Source organism: Streptomyces sp. NPDC005281 (assembly GCF_040607495.1).
In the GTDB taxonomy this organism is placed as follows: Bacteria; Actinomycetota; Actinomycetes; order Streptomycetales; family Streptomycetaceae; genus Streptomyces.
In genome coordinates this window covers 92,929-114,943 of record NZ_JBEXGX010000024.1, presented here as the reverse complement: position 1 = coordinate 114,943, position 22,015 = coordinate 92,929, and the positions used below count along the sequence as shown (strand labels likewise).

The window sequence follows — 22,015 nt, the reverse complement described above, 5'->3', positions numbered from 1 at the left end:
GACCCGGCCGCCTTCCGACGGGACGCACGAAGCGGGCCCCGGGAGGACGGTTCCCAGACCGTCCTCAGGACGCAGTGACAGGGGAACCGGCGGGGCCGTCCCCGTCCCCGTCCCCGTTCGCGTCCGCGTCCGCGTTCGCCGGTTCCGCCGTGTCGGGGAGGGACTGTTCGGTCCAGATGGCCTTGCCGTCCGGGGTGTAGCGGCTGCCCCAGCGCTCGCACAGCGCGTTGATGAGCTGAAGCCCGCGGCCCCCCTCGTCGGTGTCCGTGGCACGCCGGATCCGGGGCATGGTCAGACTCGCGTCGGACACCTCGCAGACCAGCGTCCCGCTGCACAGGAGGCGAAGCCCGATGGGGCCGCTGGCGTGCCGGATGACGTTCCCGACGAGCTCGCTGGCCAGCAGTTCCGTCGTCATGACCAGGTCGTCCAGATGCCATTGGGCGAGCTGCTCCCGTACATGGCGACGGGCCTCACCCGCGGCCTCCGGACCCTCGGGCAGCGCCCACGAAGCCACCAGCCGGTCGGCCACATGGTGCAGTCGCGCGATCAGCAGGGCGGCGTCGTCGGCCGTGGGCCCGCCCGGCAGCAGCCCCGCGGTCACGGAGTCGCACAGTTCCGCCAGATCGGGACGATCCGCTTCGCCGGCGAGCAGACCGGCGAGCTGGTTCATGCCCTGGTCGATCTCCCGCTGGGGTGATTCCACGAGCCCGTCGGTGTAGAGGACCATAAGGCTCTCCGCCGGGAGTTGCAGTTCCGTCGTCTCGAACGGAGGGAACGCGGCGCCCAGCGGAGGGTTGACGGCGACCTCGGGGAAGTGGGCGGTGCCGTCCGGCCGGACGACGAGCGGCGGCGGATGACCCGCCCGCACCACGGTGCACGACCCGTCCGTGGAGTCGTACAGCGCGAACAGGCAGGTCGCGTACGCGTGATCGCCGAGGCCGCTCACGATGTCGTTGAGGTGGCCCATGATCTCGTCGGGAGGCAGTTCCAGGGCGGCCAGCGTGTGCAGCGCGGTGCGCAGGCGCCCCATGGTCGCGGCCTCGGACAGCCCGTGGCCCATCACGTCACCGATGACCAGCGCCACCTGGCCCGCGGACAGCGGGATCAGGTCGTACCAGTCCCCGCCCACGTCGGAGGTCTGCCCGGCCGGCAGATAGCGGGCCGCCGCGGTCGCCTCGGGCACCGTGGGCAGCTCCCGGGGCAGCAACGCCTGCTGGAGTTCCTCGGAGCGGGTGAGCTCCGCCTCGTACAGCCGGGCCCGCTCCAGCGCGTGCGCCACGAGGGCGCTGATGGTGATGAGAAGCGTGCGTTCCTCGGACGTCAGGCGCCGTGCGCTGTCGAAGGCGATGACACACACGCCGAAGGTGTGGTCGGAGGCCGTCAGTGGGAGGAACGCCCAGGCCTCCTTGCTGGTCGGAGGCCTGCTGCCGGGACCGGGGAAGGCTTCGGCCCATTCCTCGCGCGACGAGTGGAAGAGGGGTTCGCCGGTCAGGACCGCCTGCCCCGCGGGACCGGTGTCCGACACCTCCATGCCGTGCGCTCCGTGCATCTCCTTCAGGAAGGAGCTCGGATAGCCGACGGACCCGATGTGCACCAGCTTCTCGTCCTCGAGGACGAGAACGAGCAGGCCCTGGGCGCCGAAGGGGGGCAGGACACGCTGGGCGACGGCCGTCACCACGTCCTCGGAGGTGGTCGCCGCCGCGAGCTGCGTGGTGAGCTCCGCCGTCCGGCTCGCGCGGTCCGCGGCGGCCCGCGCGGCCTCCGCCTGTTCGGCCTCGCGGCGGCGGCGATCGGTGACATCGGTGAAGTACACCGTCAGACCGCCGGGGACGGGGACGATCCGCAGGTCGTAACAGCGTCCGGTGTCGGCCAGCGTGATGTCGAGGCCGGCTGCCGTGTCCTCCGCGGCACCCCGCCGGCACCGCTCCTCCAGGTCGGGCACATGGCGCAGGGCGGGCAGCTCCCACAGGTTCCGGCCGAAGAGCTGCTCGTCGGCCGAACCGAGAATGCGTTCCGCCTCCAGATTGGCGAAGGTGATCCGCCAGTCGCCGTCCACCGACAGGAAGGCGTCGCTCATATGGCGCAGGGCACGGCTGAGCGCGTCGCGGGTGGAGCGCGCCGCGTCGCTCACCCAGCCCTTGCCGACGATGCGCGTGACCTGGCCCTCGTCGTCGAGCACGACATGGCCGGACGCGCGGGTCCAGGTGTAGCCCCCGTCGCTGCGCCGGACGCGGTACTCGGCCTCGAACGGCGCGTGGGTGCGGATGGTGCGCTCGGCGGCGGCCAGGGTGCCGGCCAGGTCGTCGGGGTGCACCACCTTCATCCAGGTCTCGACACCGGGCACGAACTGCCCCGGCTCGGTCTGGTAGACCTTCATCGCCGCCTGGTCCCACAGCAGCTCGCCGGTGTGCACGTCCCAGTCCCAGGTGCCGACCGGAGTGACGTCGAGGTCGGTGCGCAGGCGGGCGGGCGTCGGCACCTTGTCCAGGCGGTTCATGGTCCATTCGGCCACCGAGGTGAGGAACTCCCACTGTTCGGGCGTGGGCTCCTCGTTGTCACCGGTGAGGCAGGTGATCGCGCCGATGGCGCGGCCCTCGTAGACCAGCGGTACGGCGAACCAGCCGGACCGCGACAGCAGTGGCGCGGTGGGTTCGGTCAGGTCGGAGGCGAGCGCGGCCACCCATTCGTGCCGACCGGAGCGTATCGAGCGGGCGGTCGCTGTCGGGCCGTCCTGGTCGACGATCTCCCATGCGCGGGTGACCGACGACGGCAGTCCGGTGGAGGACACCAGACGCAGGGCCGACATGGGGCCCCGCAGGTAGACGGCCCCGCCGACGCAGCCCAGCTCCGCGATGGAGTGCTGAAGGGCGAGCCGGAAGACCTCGCTTTCCGTGATGCCGTCGTCAGCGGTTTCGAGAAGGTCCAGCCGCCTGATCACAGACCCAATATAGGGCGCAATGCCTTAAATGACATTAAAGGGGTGGTGTGCTGGTAAGAGCGCCTCGGCCGGAGCCCTGTCCGTCCGCGGGGCCGGGTGTTCCGCGTCCCGATCGGCGGAAGACCTCGGCGGGTGCCCCGGGTTGCGAGGCGCGGAGCCCGACACCACGCTGGCCAGAACGCCCGCGTGATCGACGGCCCGGGACCGGTCGCCCGTTTCCCTCCAGGACGCGCGGCGGTCAGCGTCCGGGCGCGCGTGGCGGGTGGGCCCGACGACGGGAGGACGGTGGCACACAGGTGAACGCCGGATCACGTCGTCCGCGCCGACGGCCGGGCGGGCCCGGCACCCCTCCGCCGAGTGAGCCCGGCCCGGGGTACGGCGAGCGCAGGATGCGCTACGTGGTGGGGAACCGCTCCTCGCGCGGTGCCCGGGCGGTCGTGCGGGCCCGTACCGATGCCCGGCGCGGCACCGGGGGCCACATGGGATACCCGGTGAGTCACGGACTGGGCGTCGCCGCGGCCTACGCGTGGCGGCTGATCGTCCTCGGAGTCATCGCCTACGTGATCTTCGCCCTCCTCGGCAAACTGCAACTGGTCGCCGTGGCCATCTTCCTGGCGCTCGTCGTCACGGCTGTCCTGCGTCCGCTCGCCGACCTGCTGGCACGGCGCATGCCGAGGACCCCGGCGGTGATCGTGAGCATCCTCGGAACCATCCTTCTGGTGCTCGGCGTGATGGCGATCGTCGGTCGCGTCGTCGCGGGCGAGTCGGGGAAGCTGGGCCATGAGTTCGCCGGCGGCCTGGGGCGGATCGAACGATGGCTGGAGGGCTCCCCCTTCCACCTGAGCCACGCGGTGCTCTCGAACCTCCAGGGCAAGGTGGCCACCTTCGTCTCCGAGCACCGCTCCGTACTGATCAGCAGCGCCCTCAGCGGTGCGGGCCGCGCGGTGGAGTTCGTCACCGGACTGGTCCTCGCGCTGTTCTGCTCGCTGTTCTTCATCCGCTCGGGGGACAAGTTCTGGCGCTGGTTCCAGGAGCTGATGCCGGAGAGCGCCCGTGACCCGTGGGACCGCGGCGGACGGGCGGCCTGGCGGACCTTCGCCGGTTACACGCGCGGCATCATCATCGTGGCGGCGACCAACGCCGTACTCGTCGGCATCGCCCTCTACGTGCTGGGCGTCCCGCTGGCGCTGCCGCTCACGCTGCTGGAGTTCTTCGCCGCGTTCATCCCCCTGGTGGGCTCGCCCGTCGCGCTCGGCGTGGCCACCGTCGTCGCGCTGGCCACCAAGGGGCCGGTAGTCGCCATAATCGTGCTCGCCCTGATCGTCGTCATCGGCCAGTTGGAGGGGCACGTCCTGCACCCGCTCGTCCTGAGCTGGGCCGTCCGGCTGCACCCCGTGGTCGTGGCCGTCTCCGTCATCGCCGGGAGCATCCTGGCCGGTGTGACCGGCGCCGTCGTGGCGGTACCGATGGTGTCGGTCGCCTGGTCGGTGATCACAGAGCTGCGGGCACGCCCCGAGCCGGAACCCTCCGGGCGCTCACCGGGCCACCGGTCCGCCTCGCCGTCACGGCCTCACCCCGACACGAAGTCCGAACGGCCCACCGGGCGGACGGGAAGCGCCGGCGCGGAGGAACGGTAGGGGCCGAGCGCGTCGGCGGGTGCCTCCGGGCCCGCACGGCGTCCCTTTCGGCGCCCCGACGGACGGGCACCAAAAGGGACGCCGCCTCAGGAAGCCTCGACCGCCGCCTTGATCCGCCCGCCGAAGGCGTTCGCGTCCTTGCGGGCCGCACTCAGCGCGAAGCCCACCAGGAGCTTGCCGATGCCGTGGCCCTCGAGGACGTTGAAGATCCGCACGCGGGTTGTCCCGGCGCCGGTGGACTCGAGGTCGTAGCCGCCCTCCTTCGCCATGACGACGTTCTTCGAGATCTCCGCCCAGCGGATCCGGCGGGACGGCTCGAACTCGGTGATTCTGAACTTCCGGCCCGTCTTCATGCCGGCGTCCTTGACCGTGCTGGTGAAGACCGTTCCCACGGCCGTCGGGCCCTCCGGGGTCTTCGTGATCGCCTGCACCCTGGGGCTGAACTCGGGGTCGTTCGTTCCGGCGGAGAGGAAGGTGAAGACCTCCTCGATGGGGCGGTTGATCTCGGTTGTCGCCTCGAACTGACCGGACACGGTTCCTCCTGTGCTGCGATCACGGACCGCCCGCTGGGGGCGCGCGGTGCTTGCCGCGCCCGATCAGCCTAGAGGCCGGGGGTCCGTCGGGCGCGTCGCACGGCTCGTTCAGTGGTCGAACGCGTCCGTCAGCCGCACGGTGTAGCCGTCCTCCTCCATCAGGACGACGGTGACGCCGAACGGGTTGGGATGGTCCAGGTCCATCGGAGTGAAGGCGTAGTCGACGGCGGCCTTGACCGGCGGTGGAAGCTCGCCGTCCGGCCGCGGTGCGAGTGGCTGCTTCCAGTCGAGGGCGGCCGTAGGCTCCGCCGCGTCCCCGGAGCCGACGGGCGGTGCCCCCGCGCTGTAGGGGAACTGGTGCAGCACATGACCGTCCGGGGTGGCGCGGACCATGTTCAGACACGGGGAGGGGCCGGCTGCCGGCAGCTCACAGACGGTGGCGACCTCCTCCGTCTCCCAGGCCAGGACGACCTCGTCCGCGCCGGCCGCCGCCGCGATGTTCGACAGCGCCGCGATACCGGTGAGCGCGTCGGCCCCGGGCTTCGTCGGACGGACCCAGATCAGCCCGACCAGCTCGCCCCGCACGAGCGGCATGATGACCGGCCGGGGCACCGCGCCCTCGCGCACTCCCTTGGCGTAGGTGCTTTTCATCGAGCCGACCAGCGTGTCCCACGTGCTCGTGTCCACGGAAGCCCCCTTTGCCGCTGTTGTCTTCGATCACCGCCGACCCTGTCACGCGGAGTGTCCCCGTGTCAGCGGGATGTCCGGCACACCGCCCCTTCGGTGCTCTGCGCCCACATCCGTGCGCCGCCCGCTCGCACGTGGGTCCCTCAGGCGCGACGAGGTGGCGCGTAGGCTCGATGAGGTGGCGCGCGTGGAGGTCCTTCAGTTGCTGGTCTCGGCCGTGCACCGTTTCGAGGGCCGTCCGGGTGACGGAGTGCCCGCGCTGCCCGAGGCGGAACTCGTGACGACGGCCCGGGTGCGCGCCGGACTCGGGATCGTCGGCGACCGCTACTTCGGCCATCCGGCCCATCGCGACGCGTCGGTCACGGTCATGGCCGCGGAGCGCTTTCCGCCGGGGCCGGCCGCCGAGGCGGACCTCCGGCTGACCCGGCGCAACGTTCTGCTGCGGGGGCTGGACATCGACGCGTTCATCGGCGCGACCGTCTCCCTGGACTGCGGCACCGGCCCCGTGGTGCTCGCCGTACGCAGGGCGGCCAGGCCCTGCGCGTGGATGGACACCACGCTCGGCCCCGGGGCCCGACGGGCGCTGCGCGACGGCGGGGGAGTGCGCTGCCGCCCGCTGACCGACGGCACGCTCGCGGTCGGCCCCGCGGAGTTCGAAGTGGTGGAACCGGCGCCCGCGAAGGGCTGACCGGCGAATGGGTGACCGGCGAAGGGCCGGCCCGGACTGACCCGTCAACTGCTGGCCCCGAAGGTTTGACCGTGAAGTGCTGACCCCCGAATGCCTGACCCGTGGGTGCGGTCGGTCGTGGGGAGGAGCGGGACCCCTCGACTTGTTCAACCGGTTGGTTGACCAAGCCGCGCGACCGTCGTACGGTTATTCAACCAACTGGTTGATTACGTGAGGTGAGAGGTGTCCGACGACCGGCTGTCCCGGGTTTTCTCGGCCCTGGCCGACCCGACGCGGCGCGACATCGTGGCCAGGCTGGCCACGGGGGACGCCACGGTCAACGAACTGGCCGAGCCGTACGACGTGACGGTGCAGGCCGTGTCCAAGCACATCAGGGTGCTGGAGGGCGCCGGCCTGGTCAGCCGCAGCAGGGACGCCCAGCGCCGGCCCTGTCACCTCGAGGGCGAGGTGTTCGACCTGATGACGCGATGGATCGAGCGCTACCGCCGCGAGGCGGACGACCGCTTCCGCCGGCTCGACGCCGTCCTCGAAGACATGGCGGACGAGCCGGGGGACCGCACCTCGGCCAAGGAAGAGGCATCGTGAGCACCACGGACCGGAGCGACCGGCGCGAGACACGGATCGAGGCCGACCCGGCGCTGCCCACCATCCTCATCACCCGGGAGTTCGACGCCCCCGCGGAGCGGGTGTTCAGGGCGTACACCGACCCCGATCTCGTCGTCCGGTGGCTCGGCCCGCGCCGGCTGACCATGCGGATCGACGTGTACGAGGCGCGCACCGGCGGCTCGTACCGCTATGTGCACAGTGAGGACGACGGAACGGAGTACGGCTTCCGCGGCGTGTTCCACGAGGTCCGCCGCGACGAGCGCATCGTGCAGACCTTCTCCTACGACGGCTTCCCGGACGGCGTCAGCCTGGAGACCACCCTCTTCGAGGACCTCGGCGGCCGGACCCGGGTCACCACCACATCGCTCATGGCGTCCGTCGAGGCCCGTGACTCGATGATCAGAAGCGGCATGGGGCGCGGCGTACGCGAGGGCCATGAGCGCCTCGACGAACTGCTCGGCGGCCGCCGGAGCGGGAACCCCTCATGAAGAACCGAGACGGAAGGCTTGAGATCATGACGAGCGCAGCCGACGAGCACCGCACTGTCGCCGGGGTCTTCACGGAACGGGTGCGCGGAGTGCGCCCCGAGGCGTGGAACAACCCCGCGCCCTGCGACGGCTGGGTCGCCCGGGACGTGGTGCGTCACCTGGTCGAGTGGTTCCCCGACTTCCTGAAGGCGGGCGCCGGGGTCGAACTGCCGAAAGGGCCGTCGGTGGACGACGACCCGGTGAAGGCCTGGACGGTGCACAGCGACGGCGTGCAGGCCCTCCTGGACGATCCGGCCACACCGCACAGGACGCTGTCCAACCCGCACATCGGCGAGGTGCCACTGGACCAGGCGGTCGACCGCTTCTACACCGCCGACGTCTTCATGCACACCTGGGACCTGGCGCGGGCCAGCGGCCAGGACGAGCGCCTCGATCCCGGCAAGTGCGCCGCGATGCTCGAGGGCATGCTGCCGCTCGACGACGTACTGCGCGGGAGCGGGCAGTACGGGCCACGGGTCCAGGTCCCGGAAACCGCCGACGTACAGACCCGCCTGCTCGCGTTCATCGGACGCCGGCCCTGAGGCGCGCCACGGGAAGCTTCACCGGTCGGCCGCCGACGGCCGCCCCGGCGGCCCGACCGCCGGACCCGCCGACCGCTTGACGTTCGCACGACCGCCGGACCCATCGACGGCCTGGCCTGTGGCCGACCGCCGGACCGATCGACCGCCTGGCGTGTGGGCGACTGCCTGACCCGCGGACCGTCCCGTCCCCTTTATCCTCCCGATCGTGATGGGGCGTCCTGGGCGGTCGCCGGTCGCGTTCCGTCGCCTCGGACCGGCGGCGGTGGCTCGTCCGGGCCACTCCCGCCCATCGCCGTCAACTCCGCCGCGAGGGTCCGCAGCCAGGTGTCGATGTCGACCAGCGCTGGCAGGACGGGGGCCGGGGCGGCGGCGACGATCTCGTGCGGAAGTGGCACCGGCGCCGCCCGGACGCCCCCGGGCGGGAACGCCGCCGCGCTGTCCATCGCCGTGGCCAGCCGCCCGGCCGACTCCCGCGCCCACCTGACCGCCTCGGGCGGCGCCGGACCGTACGCCTGCCGGGGCAGCCAATGGGACCCGATCACCGCGTGCGAGGCGCAGTTGAGCGCCAGGTGCCAGTCCGGTCCGCTGTCGACGGTGTTCCTGCCGCCCTCCGTCCGGTACTGCGCGTAGGCGCCCTCGGCGATGCGGAGCCGGTGCCGGGTCAGCCGCAGCGCCTCCTCGGCCGCGCCCTGCTGCGAAGCCGGATCGCCGGACGTGCCGAACGTGTCGGGCGTCCCGGACGCGCGGACCACGGCGGACACGGTGACCTGCACCAGGGGCGCCGCCGAACGCAGCACCTCCGCTACACCTCGCCGAACCTCGGCGTGGGCTCCGGCCGGCCAGGCGAGCACGCCGCACAGCAGCCCGATGGTGCAGCCCGCCAGCACGTCGAGCAGCCGGGTCTCCGCCAGCCGCCAGTCCGCCGGTGCGAGCTGGCTGAACGCGGCGGCGACGACGAGGGTGAACAGTCCCTGCGCCCAGGCCGGTCCCGCGATCGGCCCCACCGAGAACGCCACGAACATCGCCGGTATCAGCACGGCGGCGTACACCTCGACGGTGCCGCCGGCCTCGAAGATCAGCGCCCCGGCGGCCAGCGCTCCCAACAGCGTGCCGAGCGCCGCCGAGCGAACCGTGGACCAGGTCGCTCCCGCGGTCGTACGCCCCAGCGTCAGCACGGCCAGCAGCACCCAGAAACCGTGCGAGAGCTCCAGCGCTCCGGCCACGAGACGGGCCGCGCCGAGCCCGAGGGCCGTACGTACGGCGTTCTGGAACAGGACCGAGCGTAGCGTGAGGTTGCCGGTCAGGCGCATTGCGAGGAGCCGCGGCGTGGAAGGCCGCGCGTACCAGAACTGCTCGGGCGGGAGTCCCGCCGAGTCGCGGCGCCCGCCGATCGCCACGGCCACCGCCGCTTGGGCGGTCAGGGCCGAGGCCGCCGTGACCAGCAGGTCGGACCGGCATTCCAGCAGCCGCTGCGACGCCTTGGCGTCCGTGTCGAGCCCGGCACCGGACGGACGCCCGCGGACGGCGACGAACTCGGCGACCATCTCCTCCAGGGCCTCGGGCCCCGGCACGGCGCGTGCGCCCCGCAGAGCGCCCGCCGTCGCGGTGCAGCCGGCGGCGACACCGCGCAGCAGCGCCTCGGAGGGCGGGTCGGCGGCCGTCGCGGAGTCCGGGCGCTCGGCCATGCGGGCGAGCTGGTCCAGCACCCGCCGGGTCGCGGATCCGGCCTGTGCCAGTCCGCGGTCGGTGCGGCCTGCCCCGGTCGGACGTGAGGCCGGTGGCGCCTTCGACAGGCGCAGCGACAGTCCTTCCGTACGCAGACGCCGGGCCCGCTCGGGATCGTGCCGGTGGCCCTGGGCGAACGCGAGCGCCGCGGCCGCCGCGAGATCCAGGGCGGAGGCGATCCGGGCGCGATACGGCTGGACGGACGGGGCCGGCAGGAGGAGCAACTCGCACAGGACCAGCAGGGCGACACCGGCCAGCAGACCGCCGAGCCGCTGCGGCAGGGTGTCCGGCGCGTAGGGCGGGAAGCACGCCAGGACGTAGAAGAGCAGCAGCCCCGGGACCGCACCCGCCGCGGCCGGTCCGTACGCCGAGGCGAAGGAGATGGCGAAGCCGATCACCAGCATCCCCGCGACGGCGGAGGCGGTTGTCACGGCGAGAGCGGTACCGAGGGCGGTCAGCGCCACGGCCACCGGCAACGCGAACAGGATGGTACGAGTCCTGTCCCGACTGCTGCCCGGGATGGGGGAGAGGACGCCGAGCGCGATCGGCGCGAAGAGGGCGTAGACGGCGACGACCGGCCGGTCCAGGGCGTAGAGGGCCGAGTAGAAGCCCGCGGCGGACGCGACCGTGACCCGTGCGGACTGCCGCGCGGCCCGTACGCGACCGGGGGAGCGGGGCCGCTTCGGCATGGACGTTCCTTCCCCGGCGCCTCCCCGGGCCCGTCCCCGCCGTACGCCCATTGTCGTCCGGGACCGCGACGGAGGCACGGGCAGCAGCGTCGGCGGGGCCCGATCCTGCGCGAGGGACACGAGATCGTGGGGCCCGTAGCCGTAGCCGTAGCCGTAGCCGTAGCCGTAGCCGTAGTCGGAGGCGGGGGCCGCACCGCTGTCCGAGCCGCAACCGCAGCCGCCGCAGCCCCAGCCGCACCGGAGCCGGTGAGCGGCACGGTCCCGGGACGCGAACGGCCGATGTCCGGTCGGCCGGGCCCTCAGGGCCAGGATTTCGCGGCGGTCGCATCCGGTTCCGCGACCAGTGCCCCGATTGGGAGCCCCAGATTGGGAGCCCCCGATCGGGAGCCCTCGACAGGGAGTCCTCGGACAGGAGACTCGGACGCGTGGCACACCCCGCCGACGGTTCCACCACGGCCGGGACGACTGCCCTGTCCGGGCTGCCGAACTCTGATCCGCGCGGTCATGCATCCGCCGTCGGGAACGGCACCAACAGGACTTGCGTGCAAGGCAGTTGAACGGATCGGACCCGAGGGGCGGCCGGTTGCCCGCTCGGCCCGCGACACGGTCCGCAAGCGGGTCGTCACCCGGCAGGCGAGAGTGTGCCGTCTGATCAGGGGTTTCGCTACCCAGGAGCCGGGCGAGCGCATAACATCCGGACGGGAAGTCACCCAGAAGGCATGCCCGGGCAACCTGCTGGGACCCGGGCCCCGCCCCCGACCACCCGTCACATCCGCGCCTGCTCAACCGTTCAGTCCCGCACGAAGGAACCATCAGTGAGCGAATCCGGATCCTCCGGAAGAGTCCAGCCGGCCCGAGCCGGCGATCCCTCCCGAATAGGTCCGTACCGGATCGTCGGTCGTCTCGGCGCCGGAGGCATGGGTACCGTCCATGCCGGAGTAGCCTCCGACGGAACGCGTGTGGCGGTGAAGGTGATTCACCCCTCGCAGGCTCAAGAACCCGAATTCAGGGCCCGTTTCAGGCGCGAAGTGGACATGTCCTCCCGTGTCACCGGCCCGTACCTGATCCCCCTGCTCACCTCCGACGCGAGTGCCCCGAACCCGTGGCTCGCCACCGAGTACGTCGCGGGACCGACGCTCGACGAGCAGGTGCTCGCGCACGGACGGGTCACCGGACCCAGCCTGTACGCCTTCGCGGCCGCCACCGCCCAGGCGTTGGCCGCCGTCCACTCCGCCGGCGTCGTGCACCGTGACGTGAAGCCGCAGAACGTCATCCTCACGTCCTCCGGCCCCCGCGTCCTGGACTTCGGAATCGCGCACGCCGACGACGACACGAGGGTCACCCGTCCCGGAGCCACGACCGGTACGCCGGGCTGGATCAGCCCCGAGCAGTACCGGACGGGCGCCGCCGGGTCCGAGGGCGACATGTTCGCCTGGGGGACGCTCGTGGCCTACGCGGCCACCGGGAGATCCCCCTTCGGGACCGGCGCGCCCGACGTGGTCGCGTTCCGCGTGACGTCCGGTGAACCCGACCTGGACGGTGTGCCCGCGCCCCTGCGCGAGATCGTGCGAAGGGCGCTGGCCAAGGAGTCGGCGGAGCGCCCCTCGGCGGCCGACGCGGCCGAGGAGTGCTACGAACTCCTGGCCGCGCAGCTCATCCAGGCGATGCGCGCCGACACGTTGTTCACGCGGGCGGAAGACATGATCACAGCGGTGTGGGACATGCCGCCCGTGGACGATCCGGCGTGGCCGCGTCCCGCGAGACGCGGACGAAAGCCATGGGCGGGCATGGCCGTTGTCGCCGCGGCGGTCATCGGTGGCCTGGCGGGCGGGGTGGTGGTGCTGATGCCGGGCAAGCAGGAGGGCGGTGGCCGTCACGGCACCTCGAACGCGTCCTCCGTTCCCGCTTCTTCCGCTCCCGGCTCGTCCGCCCCCGTTTCCCCGGCTCCCGCTTCCTCCCCGGCCGGATTCCCGCGCTCGTCCGGTACGAGTACGACGGCGAGCACGCCGTCGAAGCCCGAGCGGGCCGCGAGCGACCGTCCCGCGAGTGTGGAGAGCTGGGCCGAGGCGCGCTCGGCACGGGGCCAGGGCGAGCACGACGTGGCGCGTGCCGTCCTGCACGACCAGGGCGTCCTCGTCCAGGTGCTCGGCGACGGCATCGTCCTCGACCCCGGGACCGTGAGGTTCCACGCGTCGCGCGGGGAGGTCTACCTCTCGTACCGGCTCACCGCCGACGAGCCGGGAACGATGTACGCGGAGACTGAGGCCGCCGGGCTGATGTGCAGGACGCTGCGGGAGGTCGTTCTGCGGCTGCACCCTGATCTGCCGTATCGCGCCTTTGTCCTGGTGAAGGAAGCGAAGGGTCATGAGCCGCTCGTGACCTGGGACGACGACTTCCTCACCGACGCGCGGTGCACCTCGGCCGACGACACCTTGACCACGGTCGGCGCCGGGCTGAGCTGGGAGCCGGACGGGCGAGGCCTCGGTCAGGCCATGATTCCCAGTACCGACGGCGACGAGATCGCCGTCGCGGACCGCGCGACCAGGCGGATCATCGAGCGGACCAACGGGATGCGTACGGCGCTGGGCACGGATCGCGCGCTCGGCAACGCGGAGCTCAAGGTGGGCTTCGATCCGGGGCACTCGGCGATGTACGTGTGGTCGGACTACGGGACGTGGAACCAGCGGCAGGCCGCGGCCTGGGCGGACATGGCGGCCGGCGAGGCATGCCGGGCCCTGGTGGGGCAGCGTGACAGCGCGGGCGACGCGTGGCCGTACTCCCGTTATGCCGTGGCGGAACGAGGCGGCTCCGGGTATCTGATGATCCGTTGGGGCACGGCGGGATCGCTGGCCGACTGTCCGGCCTGATCCTGGCCCGGTCGAGGGGCGCCCGGACCGAACGGAGTTGACCCTCGACATGGTCGAGGCCGCAGGGTGCCGGGTGTGGAGAGCGAGATGCGCAGCATTGGCGAGATGGCCCGGGACAGCGGACTGAGCGTGAGCGCCCTGCGGTTCTACGACCGTGGCGGGGTGCTGGTCCCCGCCTGGGTGGATCCGGTGAGCGGCTACCGCTGGTACGACCCCGAACAGCTGGCAGAGGCACGGGTGCTGGCCCGGTTGCGCAGGGCCGCCATGCCGTTGGCGGACATCCGCCTGGTGCTCGCGGGCTGGTCCGGGGCGGACTCCGGCCTGGTGCGCCAGCTGCTTCAGACGCATCTGCGTCGTCTGGAGGCGGGTCTGTCCGATGCCCGCGACGAGTTCTCCGCGCTCCGAGCACTTCTCGACAGCAGGGAGAAACCCATGACTTTGCCCCGCACCACCGTTGTCCACCTTTCCGTATCCGCGCCTGAACTCGCCGGCGCCCTGGACGCGGTCCGCTTCGCCGTCGGCGGTGACCCGGGACTTCCGATGCTCGCCGGTGTCCTGTTCGACATCGAGGGCCGGACACTCGACGTCGTGGCCACGGACCGGTACCGGATGGCCGTCGCGCGGGCGGGCCTCGGCGGGGACGCCGGCACCCGCGTGCAGATCGTCGTTCCGACCCCGCTCGTGGACGCGATGCGGGCGCTGTTGAGCGGCGGGGAACAGGTCCGTCTCGCCGTCGACGGTGACCGCGTGACGCTGGAGAGCGGTGCCGGGCAGACGGCCGGGCCCTGCCTCGACCACGACTTCCCCGACTATCGCCGCCTCGTCCACGCGCCGGACGGCCGCCGGGCCCCGGTGGACGCGCGGGCCTTCCGGGAGGCGGTGACGACCGGCCCCGTCGTCCCGGGCGAAGTGAGCGGGCCGGGCGAGACAGCCGCCGACCTCACCCTGCTCAAGGTGACGGACGAAGGAACGGTGACCCTCGGCGACGACCGTTGGAGCGACCAGAACCAGGTCGCCGTCAACCGTGAGTACCTGCTGCACGCGCTCGACGCCGGGGCCGGTGACCGACTGATCCTGGAGGTCGGCGCCCCCGCCGCGCCCATCGCGATCCGACGGCCCGACGACGAGTACACGTTCTCCTTGCTGATGCCGGTCCGTCTGGAGAACTGAGTTCAGGGCCCGGCGCCCGCGTCACCGCCGTTCGACGTGGATCCGGCGCCCTCTTGGCGCGCCGGGATGGCGCGACACGCACCCGGATGCCCGGATCGGACCGGAGGGGCGTTACTCACTTTCGGGTGACATGCGAATGACGTGCGCTGACGCGAGAGATGCCCTGATTCGGCCATAATGCTGTTGGAGTACGGCAGTTGAGCATGGCAGTCCATCACTTTTCAGCTTTCCGTAGTTAAAGGCCATATACAGGCGCCTGTAACTGATATGTCCGTAATTGGTAACAGCGGTCTGGTGTCGCCCGTACTGGGCGGGGATGTGCAGCAAGTTATGAGTCCTCGGCCACCGGGCCGGGACTCGCACAGGGTCGCACCGTGCGGGTTCCCCGTGAGGGGCGCCCGCACGGGGTGTGCCGGCTCTCGAACCTTGAGGAGCTTTCATGTCCCTTTCCACCTCTGTCACGGCCCGCCGCGTGGCGGCCGCGGCGATCGCGGCAGGCGCTCTGGTCGGCTCGGCCTCCGTGTCGGCCTCGGCCGCGGAGCCCCGCTTCGAGCGCACGCACGTCGCGATCAGCCGGGTCCAGGCCGACGCGCCGGGCTTTGACGACCGCTCCGCCCGTTCCCTGAACGCGGAGTGGGTGGAAATCACCAACTCGAGCCGCCACGGCGTGAACCTGGACGGCTGGACGCTGTCGGACCGGGAGGGCAACCACTACACCTTCGACGACTACCGCCTGGGCGGCCGTGCCACGGTTCGTGTCCACACCGGCTTCGGCCGCGACACCAGCCGCGACCTCTACCAGGACCGTCGCAACGAGGTGTGGGACAACCACTCCGACGTCGCCACGCTGCGCACCGAGCGCGGCCGCTTCGTCGACAGCGTCTCCTGGGGCCGGCACCACGACCGCGACCACGGCCGCGACGACCGCGGTCACGGCCGCGACGACCGCGGTCACGGCCGCGACGACCACCGTGACCACCGGGGACACGGCGACGACCGCGGTCACGGCCGCGACGACCACCGTGACCACCGTGGTCACGGGGACGACCGTGGTCACGGGGACGACCGTGGTCACGGGGACGACCGCGGTCACGGCCGCGACGACCACCGCGGTCACGGGGACGACCGTGGTCACGGCCGCGACGACCACCGCGGTCACGGGGACGACCGCGGTCACGGGGACACCCGCGGCCAGGGCCAGCAGGGCCAGGGCCAGCAGGGCCAGCAGGGCCAGGGTCAGCAGGGCCAGGGCCAGGGTCAGGGCCAGCAGGGTCAGGGCCACGGCCAGGGCCAGCAGGGCCAGGGCCAGCAGGGCCAGGGCCAGGGCCAGGGCCAGGGCCAGGGCCAGGGTCAGGGTCAGGGTCAGGGCCACGGTCAGGGACACGGCCAGGGACTGGGGCACCTCCTCGGTCACTGAACAGCGACCGAAAGCACACCCGCTCGGGGTGTACGCGGGTGGCATCCGGTCAGGACGTGGAGATGACCGGCTGTAGTCCCGGGCCCGCCCGGACCCGATGAAGCAGGAACCCGCAGAACGGCACAGCCGCAGAAGACCCGCACCGGCCGGTGCGGGTCTTCTGTTCGCGCTCGCCAGGTTCCGGACCGGGCGAGGCCTTCACAGCACCCGGCGCCTGCGCCCCAGCCAGGTCTGCGCGATGACGACGACGGCCAGGAAGGCGCCGCTGACCACCTGCTGGTAGGCGGAGTCCAGGGAGCCGATCTGGTTGATGACGTTCTGGATGACCTTCAGAAGCAGCACTCCGACCAACGAGCCGCTGATGAAGCCGAACCCGCCGGTGAGCAGGGTGCCGCCGATGACCACCGCCGAGATCGCCTCCAGTTCCATGCCGGAACCGAGGATCGTCACGCCCGAGGCGAGCCAGGCCGCGTTGAGTGCTCCGGCGAGTCCCGCGCACAGCCCGGAGAGCGTGTAGACGGAGATCTTCGTACGGGCCACGGGGGCGCCCATCAGAGCCGCCGCGTCCTCGTTCCCGCCTACCGCGTACACGTACTGCCCGAACCGGGTGCGCCGCAGGACCACCGCGCCGAGCACGAACAGGCCGACGGTGATCCACACGGGCACGCCGACGCCGAGGAACGCCCCCTGCCCGAGCTTCGCGAAGAACGACCCCTTGTCCACGAGATAGGTCTTCGAGCCTTCGTCGGTGACGGAGAGCAGGATCCCCCGCGCGCCCAGCATCGAGGCAAGCGTGACGATGAACGGGGCGAGGCGGGACCGGGCGATCAGCAGGCCGTTGACGAGGCCGATCAGTCCGCAGACCGTGAGGGGCAGAAGCAGCGCGGCGACCACTCCGTACCGGGACGCCCAGGCCGCGAGCACACCGCCGAGCGCGAAGAGCGAGCCCACGGACAGATCGATGCCACCCGTGACGATGACGAAGGTCATGCCGAGCGCGACCACGGCGAGGAACGCCGAGGAGAGCGCCATGTTCTCCAGGTTGTCGCCGGTCAGGAACGTGTCGAAGCTCAGGGAAGCCGCGATCATCGCCACGATCAGCGTGACCAGGGCGCCGTGCTGCTGGGCGAGGGCGCTGAGCCGTTCGGAGCGGCCGGTGCCGGCCGGTTCCTCCTCGGCCGTGTTCTTCGCGTGCACCGGGATGTCCACGTCGGTCGTCATCGCTTTCCTCGTTCCCGTGCCGCGTAGACGGCGAGGACGATCACCACGGCCTGGGCGATCTGGGTCCACGACGGCGGAAGATCGTGCTTGATGAGCGTGGTGGTGAGCAGCTGGATGAGGACGGCGCCGGCGACGGTGCCGCCGATCCGGATACGACCTCCGCTCAAGGGCGTGCCGCCCACCACGACCGCGGTGATGGCCGACAGTTCCATCAGGTTGCCGAGCGAGGACGGGTCGCTCGCGGTGAGTCGGGCGGTGGCCAGTACGCCCGCGACGGCCGCGAGGACGCCCGAGCAGACGTACACGAGGATGAGGACGCGGCGTACCGGAAGTCCGGCGAGCCGGGCTGCGGGGCGGCTGTCGCCGATGGCGAGGAGGCTGCGCCCGAAGGTCGTGCGGCGCACGACGAAGCCGACGAGCAGGGCCAGGGCCGCGGCGATCAGTACGACGTAGGGGACGCCCAGGACGTCACCGGAGCCGAGTTCGGCCATGGCCGGGTCGTGGACGTCCTTGAGCTGGGGCAGGAGAACCAGGGCCAGTCCGCGCCCGGCGACCATCAGGGCGAGTGTCGCGACGATCGGCTGCACGCCCACGAAGGCGATGAGCGATCCGTTCGCGACCCCGACCACGGCACCGCCCACGAGCGCGACCAGGACGGCGATCCCGGGCCCGTAGCCGAGGTAGAGGGACAGCAGCGAGGTGGACAGGGCCATCACCGAGCCCACGGCCAGGTCGACACCCTCGCTGCCGATCGCCAGCGCCATGCCGAGCGCCACGATCAGGACCGGGGCGACCTGGACCGCCTGGGTGCGGAAGTTCTCGGTGGACAGGAAGTGCGGGGTGAAGACGGTGTTCACCAGCAGGAGGACCACGACGCCCAGGTAGACGCCGTACTCCTGGAGCAGGGACAGCAGACGGTCGCGGTCGGCGGTCACCCGGCCGAGTGTCAGGTCAGTCATCGTGGCCTCCCGGGCCGGTGCCCTCGCCGGCGGGCGCGGTCGTGACGGCGGGTGCGGCGGCGATGGCGCGCATCAGCCGGTCCTCGGTTACGGCGTCACCGGTCAGTTCCTCCACGACCGCGCCGTCCTTGAGGACGATCACGCGGTCGCTGCCCTCGATCAGTTCCTCGGGGTCGGAGGAGATGAGCAGGACGCCCAGTCCGTCCTCGGCCAGTTCGTCGATCAGTTTCTGCACCTCCGCCTTGGCGCCGACGTCGATGCCCCGGGTCGGCTCGTCGAGGAGCAGGACCTTGGGCTGCATGGCCAGCCAGCGGGCCAGCAGCACCTTCTGCTGGTTGCCGCCGGAGAGTTCGCCGACCTTCTGGTGCGGGCTCGCCGCCTTGATCCGCAGCCGCTTCATGAACGTGTCGACGATCCGGTCGATACGTGCCTCGTCCACCAGGCCGAAGCGTGAGAGTCCGGGCAGGGCGGCGAGCGCGATGTTCTCACGCACCGAGAGGCCCGGCACGATCCCCTCGGCCTTGCGGTCCTCGGGGAGCAGGCTGATGCCGGCCCGGATCGCGGCGGGCGTCGAGCCGGTGCGTACGCGCACGCCTGCCACCACGACCCGCCCGGAGTCGGTGGGCAGCGCGCCCGCGATGGCCTTGGCGGTCTCGGTGCGCCCCGAACCGAGCAGCCCGCCGAGCCCCACCACCTCGCCGGGCCGCACCGAGACGGACACGTCGTGCAGCTGATGACGTACCGTCAGATTCCGTGCCTCCAGGACGGGTTCGGCCTCGGTGTCGTGGCCGCCCGTGAACCTGGTCAAGCCGTCCTGTCGTACGTCCGCGATCTCCCGCCCCAGCATCAGCGCCACGAGCCTGAGCCGGTCGAGTTCGGCGATGCGGCCCGTGTGCACGACCTTGCCGTCGCGCAGCACGGTGACCGCGTCGCAGATCTCGTACAGCTCGTCGAGCCGGTGGCTGACGTAGATCACCGCGATGCCCCGCTCCCGCAGCATCCGGATCACCCCGAACAGGGTCCGCACCTCGCGTGGTTCGAGCGAGGAGGTCGGTTCGTCCATGACGACCACGCGGGCGTCGACCGAGACGGCGCGGGCGAGGGCCACCATCTGCTGTGCGCCGACGCCCAGTTCGCGCAGCGGCCGACGGACGTCGACGTGCAGGCCGAGGTCGCGCAGTGCCTCCTCGGCCTGCCGGTGCATGCTCCGGAAGTCGATCAGGCCGAGCCGGCCGTGGGGTTCGCGGCCGAGGAAGAGGTTGCGGGCCACGCTCATCAGCGGGACGAGGTTGACCTCTTGGTAGATGGTGGAGATTCCCGCGTGCTGCGCCTGGAGCGGGGTGGCGAAGCGGACCGGGGCGCCGTCGTACGTCACTTCGCCCTCGTCGGGCTGGTAGACGCCGGTGAGGACCTTGATGAGGGTCGACTTGCCGGCGCCGTTCTCGCCTATGAGCGCGTGCACCTCCCCGGCGCGGGCCGTGAAGTCCACGCGGGACAGGGCCTTCACGCCGGGGAAGGTCTTCGACAGGCCGTTCACTGACAACATGTCAGAAGGCCTTGCCCAGATCGGCCTTGGCGTTGTCCTTGGTGTACGCGCTGTCCTGGATGACGATGTCCTGGGAGACCTTCTCGCCCTTGGTGAAGGTGTCCAGGGTCTGGAAGGCGAGCGGCCCGAAGCGCGGGTTGGACTCGATGACCCCGTCGATCCAGCCGTCGACGATGCCCTGGACGGCGTTGCGGGTGCCGTCGATCGTCACGATCTTCACCGCGCCGGGCTTCTTGCCGGCCCCCTTCAGGGCGTTGACCGCGCCGAGGCCCATCTCGTCGTTCTCGGCGTAGATCCCGGTGATGCCGGGCTTGGACTGGATGAGGTTCTCGGTGACCGACTGGCCCTTCTCCCGGGCGAAGTCACCGGTCTGCTTGAAGACGATCTTGAGGCCCGGGGCCTTCTCCTTGACGCGGTCCTCGAAGCCCTTGGTGCGTTCGGTCGTGACGTTGTTGCCCGCGGCGCCGAGCAGGATGGCGATCTCGCCCTTGCCGCCGGTCGATTCGATCATCTGGTCCGCGGCCCGCTTGCCCTGCTCCACGAAGTCGGAGCCGATGAAGCTCACATAGTCCTTGCAGGCGGTGGCGTTGATCTTGCGGTCGATGGTGATGATCGGGATGTGCTTGGCGGACGCCGAACGCAGGACCGGTTCCCAGCCGTCGGAGTTGAGCGGTGCGATCACGAGGAGGTCGGCGCCCTTGGCGATGAGGTCCTGGACGTCACTGATCTGCTTGGAGAACTGCGACTGGGCGTTGGCCGTCAGCAGTTTCACGCCCTCCTTGTCCGCCTCGGCCTTGATCGACGCGGTTTCGGCGATCCGGAAGGGGTTGGCCTCCTTCTCGGACTGGGAGAAGCCGACGGTAGCCGACTTCAGATCGACCTTCTTGGCGCCGTAGGCGTCGATGGCGCAGGTCGGTCCCGAGCCCGTGGAGGGCGAGGCGACGACCTGTCCCTGGTCGGTCCGGCCCGCGGAGCTTTTGTCCTTGCCCGCGGTGTCGTTCTCGGACTTCGCGCATCCGGAGACGAGCGCGAGGCTCGTGATGAGGCCGGTGGCGAGGAGGGTCCTGGCGGAGGTGCGATGACGTGGTGCGAGCGGCTTCATGGAGTCCCCAAACGGCGCGGCCCCGGCGCTGAGAGCGCTCCCGGGGATGATCGGCTCTTGCGGTCAACTCGATGTACTCATCGTTCCGGGGAGGTTTTTACATCGTTGGAAGGAGCCTGTAAAGCCCTCCGTCCGAAATCCCGTCAGCGCCGCCCCAGCGTGCTCTCGCGCTCGATCAGTACGAAATCCGCGGTCAGTTCACGTCCGCCGGGCTCGGTCCGGCCCGACAGACTGCGCAGCAGGGAGGCCACCGCCATCCGCGCGATGGCCTGCTTGTCCGGCGAGATCGTCGTCAGCGTGACCGCGCCGAACCGCCCCTCCTCGATGTCGTCGAAGCCCACCACCGCCACGTCCCACGGCACCCGCAGGCCGCGCTCGTGCAGCACCCGCATCGCACCGATCGCGACCAGGTCGTTGTACGCGAAGACGGCGTCCGGACGTACCCCGGAGTCCAGCAGCCGGGCCATGGCCCGCGCCCCCTCGTCGCGGTCCCAGCCGCCGACCGGCACCACGAGTTCGTCGGGCGCGGGCACCCCGGCCTCCGTCAACTCCTCCCGCCAGCCGACCAGTCGCAGATGTGCCGGCCGGTTGGCCGAATCCGTGCGGGCCCCCAGGTAGGCGATCCGCGAGCGTCCCCGGCTCAGCAGATGGCGTACCGCACTGCGCGCGGCCGACACGTTGTCGATCGCGATGTGGTCGTAGGGCAGTTCGTACTCCCGCTCGCCGAGCAGCACGAGCGGCACGTCGTCGGTGCGCGAGCGCAGGTCCTCGTCCTCGAGCTCCAGCGGGCTGAGGATCAGACCGTCGATGACATTGGCCCGGAACCCCTGGCTGACCAGCACCTCCTGCTCGCGGTCGCCCCGGGTGTGGTCGAGCAGCACGGTGAACTCGTGCTCGGCCGCCGCGTCGATGACCGCCCCGGCCAGCTCCGCGAAGTACGGGTTGCCCAGCTCCGGGACGGCGAGGGCGATGATGCCCGTGCGCCCTTTGCGCAGGTGACGCGCCGTGAGGTTCGGCCGGTAGCCCAGCTCGTCGATGGCCCCCTGCACTCGGGCCCGCATGGCCGGGGTGACGTGCGGATAGTTGTTCACGACGTTCGAAACCGTCTTGATCGAGACGCCGGCGTGCTCCGCGACGTCCTTCAGGCTGACCCGCAAGGGA

Annotated in this window: 17 protein-coding genes; 8 read left to right on the top strand and 9 right to left on the bottom strand. The window is 71.4% G+C overall.

What is annotated here, in order from left to right:
• Positions 1-64 precede the first annotated feature (64 nt).
• The gene (locus ABZV42_RS29565) at positions 65-2,938 is read right to left on the bottom strand and encodes a SpoIIE family protein phosphatase (protein ID WP_356054386.1); all 2,874 of its coding nucleotides are present in this window, start codon (positions 2,936-2,938) and stop codon (positions 65-67) included.
• Between the two features lie 479 nt (positions 2,939-3,417).
• Here ABZV42_RS29565 and ABZV42_RS29560 point away from each other — a divergent pair, with 479 nt between their 5' ends.
• Positions 3,418-4,575, top strand: a complete 1,158-nt coding sequence (locus ABZV42_RS29560; RefSeq protein WP_355985018.1) for an AI-2E family transporter — start codon at positions 3,418-3,420, stop codon at positions 4,573-4,575.
• An 86-nt stretch (positions 4,576-4,661) separates the two neighbouring features.
• Here ABZV42_RS29560 and ABZV42_RS29555 read toward each other — a convergent pair whose 3' ends face one another.
• Both ABZV42_RS29555 and ABZV42_RS29550 read right to left on the bottom strand, forming a co-directional pair.
• Entirely contained in the window at positions 4,662-5,108 is a 447-nt protein-coding gene (locus ABZV42_RS29555; RefSeq protein ID WP_355984992.1) for an SRPBCC family protein, read from the bottom strand.
• A 108-nt stretch (positions 5,109-5,216) separates the two neighbouring features.
• Complete coding sequence (locus ABZV42_RS29550; protein WP_356054384.1) at positions 5,217-5,795, bottom strand: hypothetical protein; 579 nt, start codon at positions 5,793-5,795, stop codon at positions 5,217-5,219.
• Positions 5,796-5,973: 178 nt separating this feature from the next.
• Here ABZV42_RS29550 and ABZV42_RS29545 point away from each other — a divergent pair, with 178 nt between their 5' ends.
• From ABZV42_RS29545 to ABZV42_RS29530, 4 genes are all read left to right on the top strand, one after another.
• Positions 5,974-6,483, top strand: a complete 510-nt coding sequence (locus ABZV42_RS29545; protein WP_355984988.1) for a molybdenum cofactor biosysynthesis protein — start codon at positions 5,974-5,976, stop codon at positions 6,481-6,483.
• Positions 6,484-6,705: 222 nt separating this feature from the next.
• On the top strand, positions 6,706-7,068 hold the full coding sequence (locus ABZV42_RS29540) for a metalloregulator ArsR/SmtB family transcription factor (protein WP_356054383.1): 363 nt from the start codon (positions 6,706-6,708) through the stop codon (positions 7,066-7,068).
• Positions 7,065-7,577: an SRPBCC family protein gene (locus ABZV42_RS29535; protein WP_355984984.1), complete on the top strand. Its 513-nt coding sequence runs from the start codon at positions 7,065-7,067 to the stop codon at positions 7,575-7,577. The genes ABZV42_RS29540 and ABZV42_RS29535 overlap by 4 nt, the downstream gene beginning before the upstream one ends.
• A 26-nt stretch (positions 7,578-7,603) precedes the next feature.
• Positions 7,604-8,158, top strand: coding sequence for a TIGR03086 family metal-binding protein (locus ABZV42_RS29530; RefSeq protein ID WP_356054381.1), 555 nt, complete (start codon positions 7,604-7,606; stop codon positions 8,156-8,158).
• Between the two features lie 191 nt (positions 8,159-8,349).
• On the opposite strand, the gene ABZV42_RS29525 is transcribed toward ABZV42_RS29530, so the two are convergent.
• Positions 8,350-10,572 carry an FUSC family protein gene (locus ABZV42_RS29525; protein ID WP_356054379.1) on the bottom strand — a complete coding sequence of 741 codons (2,223 nt, stop codon included), beginning with the start codon at positions 10,570-10,572 and terminating at the stop codon, positions 8,350-8,352.
• 815 nt (positions 10,573-11,387) lie between these two features.
• On the opposite strand from ABZV42_RS29525, the gene ABZV42_RS29520 reads away from it, so the two are divergent.
• From ABZV42_RS29520 to ABZV42_RS29510, 3 genes are all read left to right on the top strand, one after another.
• Positions 11,388-13,439 carry a serine/threonine-protein kinase gene (locus ABZV42_RS29520; RefSeq protein WP_356054377.1) on the top strand — a complete coding sequence of 684 codons (2,052 nt, stop codon included), beginning with the start codon at positions 11,388-11,390 and terminating at the stop codon, positions 13,437-13,439.
• 87 nt (positions 13,440-13,526) lie between these two features.
• The gene (locus tag ABZV42_RS29515; RefSeq protein WP_355984976.1) at positions 13,527-14,609 is read left to right on the top strand and encodes a MerR family transcriptional regulator; all 1,083 of its coding nucleotides are present in this window, start codon (positions 13,527-13,529) and stop codon (positions 14,607-14,609) included.
• Positions 14,610-15,048: 439 nt separating this feature from the next.
• Entirely contained in the window at positions 15,049-16,026 is a 978-nt protein-coding gene (locus tag ABZV42_RS29510; protein WP_356054375.1) for a lamin tail domain-containing protein, read from the top strand.
• Positions 16,027-16,224: 198 nt separating this feature from the next.
• On the opposite strand, the gene ABZV42_RS29505 is transcribed toward ABZV42_RS29510, so the two are convergent.
• The 5 genes from ABZV42_RS29505 to ABZV42_RS29485 all read right to left on the bottom strand — a co-directional run bounded on the left by ABZV42_RS29505 (position 16,225) and on the right by ABZV42_RS29485 (position 22,011).
• Positions 16,225-17,247 (bottom strand): ABC transporter permease, encoded by a 1,023-nt coding sequence (locus ABZV42_RS29505; protein ID WP_355984972.1) that lies wholly within the window; start codon positions 17,245-17,247, stop codon positions 16,225-16,227.
• Positions 17,244-18,206, bottom strand: a complete 963-nt coding sequence (locus ABZV42_RS29500; protein WP_355984970.1) for an ABC transporter permease — start codon at positions 18,204-18,206, stop codon at positions 17,244-17,246. Before ABZV42_RS29500 ends, ABZV42_RS29505 begins: the two co-directional genes overlap by 4 nt.
• Entirely contained in the window at positions 18,199-19,752 is a 1,554-nt protein-coding gene (locus tag ABZV42_RS29495; protein ID WP_355984968.1) for a sugar ABC transporter ATP-binding protein, read from the bottom strand. Before ABZV42_RS29495 ends, ABZV42_RS29500 begins: the two co-directional genes overlap by 8 nt.
• Before the next feature lies 1 nt (position 19,753).
• The gene (locus tag ABZV42_RS29490) at positions 19,754-20,854 is read right to left on the bottom strand and encodes an ABC transporter substrate-binding protein (protein WP_355984966.1); all 1,101 of its coding nucleotides are present in this window, start codon (positions 20,852-20,854) and stop codon (positions 19,754-19,756) included.
• Between the two features lie 143 nt (positions 20,855-20,997).
• Complete coding sequence (locus ABZV42_RS29485) at positions 20,998-22,011, bottom strand: LacI family DNA-binding transcriptional regulator (protein WP_355984964.1); 1,014 nt, start codon at positions 22,009-22,011, stop codon at positions 20,998-21,000.
• Positions 22,012-22,015: the final 4 nt, after the last annotated feature.